This window comes from Polaromonas sp., assembly GCF_013817205.1.
Lineage (GTDB): Bacteria > Pseudomonadota > Gammaproteobacteria > Burkholderiales > Burkholderiaceae_C > Polaromonas.
The window spans coordinates 79,867-87,037 of sequence record NZ_JACDDD010000006.1 but is presented as its reverse complement, the minus strand read 5'-3'; the positions used below and the strand labels follow the sequence as shown (position 1 = coordinate 87,037).

The 7,171-nt window shown below is 63.3% G+C and carries 7 protein-coding genes; 3 read left to right on the top strand and 4 right to left on the bottom strand.

Annotation, left to right across the window (positions count from 1 at the left end; all coding sequences use genetic code 11):
- The 3 genes from H0W47_RS02810 to mltB form a co-directional block, all read left to right on the top strand.
- On the top strand, positions 1-211 hold a 211-nt coding region (locus H0W47_RS02810; RefSeq protein WP_296920391.1), incomplete at its 5' end, for a hypothetical protein.
- Between the two features lie 171 nt (positions 212-382).
- Entirely contained in the window at positions 383-2,386 is a 2,004-nt protein-coding gene (locus H0W47_RS02805) for a transglutaminaseTgpA domain-containing protein (protein ID WP_296920389.1), read from the top strand.
- A gap of 98 nt (positions 2,387-2,484) precedes the next feature.
- Entirely contained in the window at positions 2,485-3,627 is a 1,143-nt protein-coding gene (gene mltB / locus H0W47_RS02800) for a lytic murein transglycosylase B (protein ID WP_296920386.1), read from the top strand.
- A 4-nt stretch (positions 3,628-3,631) separates the two neighbouring features.
- Here mltB and H0W47_RS02795 read toward each other — a convergent pair whose 3' ends face one another.
- Genes H0W47_RS02795 through H0W47_RS02780 form a run of 4 tightly spaced genes read right to left on the bottom strand, consistent with a single transcriptional unit; the run spans position 3,632 to position 7,154 of the window.
- Entirely contained in the window at positions 3,632-4,450 is an 819-nt protein-coding gene (locus tag H0W47_RS02795; protein WP_296920383.1) for a transglutaminase family protein, read from the bottom strand.
- Between the two features lie 40 nt (positions 4,451-4,490).
- The gene (locus H0W47_RS02790; RefSeq protein WP_296920380.1) at positions 4,491-5,450 is read right to left on the bottom strand and encodes an alpha-E domain-containing protein; all 960 of its coding nucleotides are present in this window, start codon (positions 5,448-5,450) and stop codon (positions 4,491-4,493) included.
- A 16-nt stretch (positions 5,451-5,466) separates the two neighbouring features.
- Positions 5,467-5,628 (bottom strand): alpha-E domain-containing protein, encoded by a 162-nt coding sequence (locus tag H0W47_RS02785; RefSeq protein WP_296920377.1) that lies wholly within the window; start codon positions 5,626-5,628, stop codon positions 5,467-5,469.
- A complete protein-coding gene (locus tag H0W47_RS02780) occupies positions 5,628-7,154 on the bottom strand; it encodes a circularly permuted type 2 ATP-grasp protein (RefSeq protein ID WP_296920402.1) in 1,527 nt (508 codons plus the stop codon). Before H0W47_RS02780 ends, H0W47_RS02785 begins: the two co-directional genes overlap by 1 nt.
- Between the last annotated feature and the right edge of the window lie 17 nt (positions 7,155-7,171).

Sequence of the window (7,171 nt, the reverse complement as noted above, 5' to 3'; positions counted from 1 at the left end):
TTGGTATGCTGTTCCCCCGCCCGTCGGGCCGGGCCGAGGAGCGCAGCCGAAAACGGATCAGGGCGAGCGATTGTCTGAGCGTAGCGAGTTCGAGCTCGACCCCGTTTTCGGCGAGCACCGCAGGTTGCCCGCAGCGAAGCGAAGGGACCCGGACCATCGGGTCGCCTTTTTCTTTGCTTACTTTCTTTTTGGCGACGCAAAAAGAAAGTGAGTTGCCGCCGGGCAACCCCCGGCTTGCTGGAAGAACTACCAACTCACAAGCTTGCGCAGGCTTCGACAAGCTCAGCCCGAACGGGAAAAAAAGCGCTTCGACCTTTCGACAAACTCAGGTCAGGCAAGCGCCAGTCCGAATGACAGGCACAGGCCTTTGCGAGGAGCAAGCATGCTAGCCCGCATCCAATCCCTGCCCCGCGACAGCCGCGACACCCTGTTTCTGCTGGCGGTCATCGGCTGGGTGCTGCTGCCCCAAGTCGCCCACCTGCCCTGGTGGTGCAGTGCGCTGGCGGCAGGCATGTTGCTGTGGCGCGGAACGCTGGCCTTCGGCAACCGACCGCTGCCCAGCAAATGGTGGCTGCTGGTGCTGCTCGCGATTGCCGTCGGTGCCACGCTTCTGACGCACAAGACCCTGCTGGGCCGCGATGCCGGGGTGACCTTGATCGTGATCCTGCTGGCGCTCAAAACCCTGGAACTGCGCGCCCGCCGCGACGCCTTCGTGGTGTTTTTCCTCGGCTTTTTCACCATGCTGACCAACTTCTTCTACTCCCAGTCGCTGCTGACGGCCTTCAGCATGCTGCTGGGACTGCTGGGCCTGCTGACGGCGCTGGTCAACGCCCACATGCCGGTGGGCAAGCCGCCGCTGCAGCAGGCCGCCAGAACCGCCGGCTGGATGGCGCTGCTGGGCGCGCCGGTGATGGTGGTGCTGTTTCTGCTTTTTCCGCGCATGGCGCCCTTGTGGGGAACACCGACTGACGCGATGACGGGCCGCAGCGGCCTCAGTGCCACCATGCAGGTCGGCACCATCGCCAGCCTGGCGCTGGACGACAGCATCGCCATGCGCATCGCTTTTGAGGGGCGTCCACCGCCTCAGCGCGAGCTGTACTTTCGCGGACCGGTACTCTCTGCCTTTGACGGACGGCAATGGCTTCCCTCTTCGGAATCGCGTTTTCCGTCGCGCCACAAGCTGACCGACAAGCTCAGGGTCGAGGGGCCTGCCCTGTCCTACCAGGTCACGCTGGAACCTACCAACCGGCCGTGGCTGTTCGTGATGGAGGCCGCCGCCGAAAGCCCGGTGGTTCCTGGCTACCGCACACGCATGAGCAGCGAGTTGCAGTGGTTCACCGACCGCCCCATCACCGACCTGCTTCGTTACCAAGTGCAAAGTCACCCGGTCTTCCGCCACGGCCCTGAAAAGCAGGAAGTCGGTCTGCAGGAGTTTGTCGAGCTTCCTCCGGGCTTCAACCCGCGCACGCTCGCGCTGGCAGCCGAGATCCGGCGTGACCCGCGCTATGCGCAGGCGGACAGCCGCGCTCTGGTACAGGTGGCCATGGAACGCCTGCGCACCGGCGGCTATGTCTACACGCTGGAGCCGGGCGTGTATGGCGCCAACACCGCCGACGAGTTCTGGTTCGACCGCAAGGAGGGCTTTTGCGAACACATCGCCTCGGCTTTTGTGGTTCTCATGCGGGCCATGGACGTCCCCGCGCGTATTGTCACTGGCTACCAGGGGGGCGAGCTCAATTCTGTCGATGGCTTTTGGGTATTGCGCCAGAGCGATGCGCACGCCTGGACCGAGGTCTGGCAGGCCGGCGAGGGCTGGGTGCGAGTAGACCCGACCTCGGCCGTGTCGCCCGGACGCACCGGCGCATTCCAGCGGCTGGCCGCGCCGCAGGGCCTCATCGGCCAGACCTTGGTCAACCTCAATCCCAACCTGTCGGCCCAGTTGCGGGCGACCTGGGAAGCCGTCAACAACCGCTGGAACCAGTGGGTGCTCAACTACACCCAAGGCAAACAGCTGGACCTGCTCAAGAACATCGGCTTTCAGTCACCCAGCTGGGAAGACCTCAGTTATGTGCTGATCGCCATCTTGGTGGGGGTGAGCGGCGCAGGCGCTATCTGGGCATGGTGGGACAGGACCCAGCACGACCCGTGGTTGCGGCTGCTGGACCGGGCGCGCAGGCGGCTTGCCCGCGCCGGCCTGGTCAGCCACGCTGGCAGCTCCCCCCGCCAGCTCGCGCAACAGCTGCTGGCGCAGCAGGGCAGCGACGGCCGGGATATCCACGACTGGCTGATGCAGCTCGAAGCCCAGCGGTATGCCGCTGCCGCTGGCACCGACATCAGCCTGGCCCAGCTCAAAAAACAATTCGCCGGGTTGCGCTGGCCGGTTTGAGTCGCCGTCCCACATGCGGACCTCGCGCCTGCGGCCATACTGTGCCCTTCAACCGCCTTTTCCCGGCTTTTCCCGGCTTTCAGGAAGCTCAGTCCCTCATGATCACACCCCCCTTCCCCACGCTCCTCGCCGCCCGCTGCTTGGTTGCTCCACTATTGATAGCTGCCTGCGCAGGCGGGGCGTGGGCTGCGGGCCAAAAAGACTCCAAACCCCGGACATCAGCCACCCGCACGGTCACCAGCCAGGAGGAGGTGCTGCGCTACGCCGACCGCCCGGAAGCCATGGCGTTCGCCGACGACCTGGCCCGCCGGCGTGACCTGGATCCGCAATGGGTGCGCCAGACCCTGGGCCAGGCCCGCCACCTGCCGACCGTGGTTCGCCTGATGCAGCCACCGGCCAGAACCTTCGTCAAGAACTGGCGCGTTTACCGCAGCCGTTTCATCGATCCGGTCCGTATCGGCGCCGGCGTGCGCTTCTGGCAGGACAACCAGGCCAGCCTCGCCCGTGCCGAAGCGGAATACGGCGTGCCTGCGGAAATCATCGTCGGCATCATCGGCGTGGAAACCATTTACGGGCGCGACACCGGCAAGTTCCGCGTGCTGGACGCGCTGGCCACCCTGGCCTTTGACTTCCCGGCTTCGCATCCGCGCGCGCGCGAGCGCACCGAGTTTTTCAGAGGCGAGGTGGAGCAGTTCCTGACCCTGCAAAGCCGGCAGCGTACGGACCCGTTTGCGGCGCTGGGCAGTTACGCCGGCGCCATGGGCATGCCGCAGTTCATGCCTTCTAGCCGCAACAAATATGCGGTGGACTTTGACGGCGACGGCAACATCGATCTGTGGAACAGCCCCGCCGACGTGATTGGCTCGGTCGCCAACTACTTCAAGGCCTTCAACTGGCAGCCCGGCATGACCACGCATTACCCGGTCAGTTTTGACAACAGCCGGCTGGACATGGACGCGCTGATGGCGCCCGACATCCTGCCGACTTTCAGCGTCGCGAGTTTCACCGCCAAAGGCGCCGTGCTTGAAGGGCCGGCACTGCAGCACCGCGGCCCGCTGGCCCTGGTGGAACTGCTCAACGGCGACCCGGCCAAGGGCGGCAGCGCGCCGATGTATGTCGCGGGCACGGAGAACTTCTACGCGATCACGCGCTACAACTGGAGCAGCTATTACGCGATGTCGGTGATCGAACTGGGTCGGGAAGTGGCCACCAAAAGAAGCAGCAACAGCAGCAGCAACTGAGGCTTCAGACTGGCCGGATCGTGATATCGACGGTCATGGTCTCTTTGCCGCCGCCCTGTCGCACGCCCTTGATCGGCGGGCAGGCGTTGTAGTCGGTGCCCATGGCCAGGCGCACATGACGTTCGTCGATCTGGCAGCTGTGGGTCACATCGATGCTGACCCAGCGCCGCGCCGTCACGTCCAGGCACACATCGACCCAGGCGTGGCTGGCCAGATCAGGTTCGTTGGCGGCATAAAAATAGCCGCTGACATACCGCGCCGGGATGCCCAGGCTGCGGCAGACCGCCACCATCACATGGGCCTGGTCCTGGCAGACGCCGGCGCCCGCTTCGAATGCCTGCAAGGCCGTGGTGGTCACCGTCGTGCTATTTTTTTGATAGCTGACTGCGCCCGCCACACCCCGGCTCAGGGCCAAAAGCATGGCCAGATCGACACACCCGGCAACCGGGGGTGACACGAAGTCGCGGCCGAATTCTGCCAGCCGCGCGTGCGGTGTCGCCAGCTGTGTGGCGCGCAAAAAAAACGCCGGATGCGGCATGGTGTCCGCATCGGTGAATTCGGCGATGCCAAAGGTGTCGACGTTGCCGGCAGCATTGACCAGACTCCAGCGCACGTTGTCCGCGACCTGGCCGACGAAAGTGTAGGAGCTGACCCGGTTGCCAAAGGCATCACGCTGCTCGAAAAGCTTTTCAGGCGCGCCCAGGCTCCAGAAATTCACGGTCTGCGCCGGGCCGGACTGCGGGGTTAGCCACAGTGTTTGCAACGCATACCGCAGCGGTTCCGTATACCGATAGTCCGTGACGTGCCGGACATGTAACTTCATGACCGGTGCCTCTTGTTCCCGGCAGAAGCGATAGCGGCTCTCAACTGGTGGCCGGCACCAGGAAATCGCGGCTGATGCAGGCTCCGAGTTCGTTGACGCGGTCCAGAAACTGCGTGAGGTAGGCGTGCAGGCCGGTGGCCAGAATTTCGTCGATGCGGGCGTAGCGCAGGTCCGCAGACAGCTTGCCGGCGCGGCGTACGGTGTCGCAGGTCGTGTCGTCGGTCACCAGCTTGAGGTTGTTCACCACCTCCTGCAGGCTGGCGGCCAGCGAGCGCGGCATGTCGGCGCGCAGGATCAGCAGTTCGGCAACGCGCTCGGGCTTGATCACGTTGCGGTAGACGCGGCGGTAAATCTCGAAGGCACTGACGCTGCGCAGGATCGCGCTCCAGTGATAGAAGTCGTACTCCTGGTCCTTCTCGCTGGCGGCGCCGTAGAAGTCGCTTTGCACGGCGTGAAACTTCACATCAACCAGCCGGGCCGTGTTGTCGGCGCGCTCAAGAAAGGTACCCAGTCGCATGAAGTGCAGCGCCTCGTCCTGCAGCATGGTGCCCACGGTCACACCCCGCGACAAATGCGAGCGGAACTTGACCCATTCGAAAAACTGGCCAGGGTCGCGCTCAAACTCGCCGTTGCGCAACATGCGGAAAATTTCAAGATAGGTCTGGTTCTGGGTTTCCCAGACTTCGGTGGTCAGCGTGCCGCGCACCGCACGCGCGTTCTCCCGAGCGTTTTTCAGGCAGGAGATGATGCTCGACGAGTTTTTCTCGTCGCGAACCATGAAATCCATCACGTCGCGTGCGTTGACGGCGCCGTATTTGCTTTCATAGGCCTGCGAAAGCTCGCTGATGCTGAGCAAGCCCTTCCAGCCCACTTGCGCCACGGCGGTCGATTGCGGCAGCAGGGACGTGTGGTAGTTCACATCCAGCATGCGCGCCGTGTTTTCGGCGCGCTCTGTGTAGCGCGACATCCAGAAAAGATGATCGGCGGTTCTTGACAGCATATATTTCTCCTTGGCCTCAAACGCCGAAAGCGCTGGCGCGCTTTGCGTGTTTTGGTGATGACCTCACAAGCGCTACGCGCAGTTGATGAGTCATCCCCGCGAATGCCTGCGGCATGTCGCCGGCGCGCTCTGAGTAGCGGGACATCCAGAAGAGGTGATCAGCGGTTCTTGACAACATTATTTGCTTCCTCCCTGCGACTGGCTTTGTGATTGCCCGGACTGCGACTGTGTTTGCGTCTGGCTGGTGCTGTAGTTGTCGTCCTCGAGCACCCAGGTGTCCTTGGTGCCGCCACCCTGCGAGGAGTTGACCACCAGGGAGCCGTCTTTCAGCGCCACGCGGGTCAAACCGCCCGGCACCATTTGCACTGTTTTGCCGCTGAGCACAAAGGGCCGCAAATCGATGTGGCGCGGTGCGATGCCACTTTCCACATAGGTTGGGCAGGTGGACAGGCTCAGCGTCGGCTGGGCAATGTAGCCAGCCGGGTTAGCCAGCACGGCCTTGCGGAAATCCTCGATCTCGGCCTGCGTCGATGCCGGTCCGACCAGCATGCCGTAGCCGCCGGCGCCGTGCACTTCCTTGACAACCAGGTCCTTCAGGTTGGCCAGCGTGTAGGCCAGGTCGTCGGCGTTGCGGCACATGTAGGTAGGCACGTTCTTGAGGATAGGTTTTTCACCAAGATAGAACTCGATCATCTTGGGCACATAGGGGTAAATCGACTTGTCGTCGGCCACGCCGGTGCCTATGGCATTGCACAGCGCCACGTTGCCGCTGCGGTAAACGTTGAGCAGGCCGGCACAACCGAGCGTGGAGGTGGGACGGAAGGCCAGCGGGTCCAGGAAATCGTCATCCACCCGGCGGTAGATCACATCGACGCGTTTTGGGCCGCGTGTGGTGCGCATGTAGACGAAGTTGTCCTTGACGAACAAATCCTGGCCTTCAACCAGTTCCACACCCATCTGCTGGGCCAGGAAGGCATGTTCAAAGTAGGCCGAGTTGTACATGCCGGGCGTCAGAACAACAACTGTGGGCTCGGCCCGGTGCGCGGGTGAGTTGTCGCGCAGGGTTTCCAGCAGCAGGTCGGGGTAATGCGCGACGGGTGCCACACGGTTTTCGCTGAACAAGTCGGGGAAAAGCCGCATCATCATCTTGCGGTCTTCCAGCATGTAGCTCACGCCGCTGGGCACGCGCAGGTTGTCTTCCAGTACGTAGTACTCGCCCTCGCCCTGTGCGTTGGGCGCGCGCACGATGTCGATGCCGCTGATGTGCGAATAGATGTTGCCCGGCACGTCCACGCCCATCATCTCGGGACGGAATTGCGCGTTCTGGAAAATCTGTTCGGCCGGAACCACACCGGCCTTGATGATTTCCTGGTCGTGGTAAACGTCATGGATGAAGCGGTTCAGGGCGGTCACGCGCTGGACCAGGCCGCGTTCCATGGTGGCCCACTCGTGCGCGGGAATGATGCGGGGAATCAGATCGAAAGGAATCAGCCGCTCGGTACCGCCTGTCTCGGAGTTGCCGTCATCTTTGTCGCCGTACACCGCAAAGGTGATGCCGACGCGGCGGAAAATCATCTCGGCTTCTGCGCGCCTGGCCTGCATGACCGCGTCCGGTTGCCGGACCAGCCAGCGCTGGTAGCTCTGGTAATGCTCCCTCACCGCCGTGTCACCGGCGTTCATCTCGTCAAACTTGGCTCCGCTCATCAGCTTGTCTCCCTCAG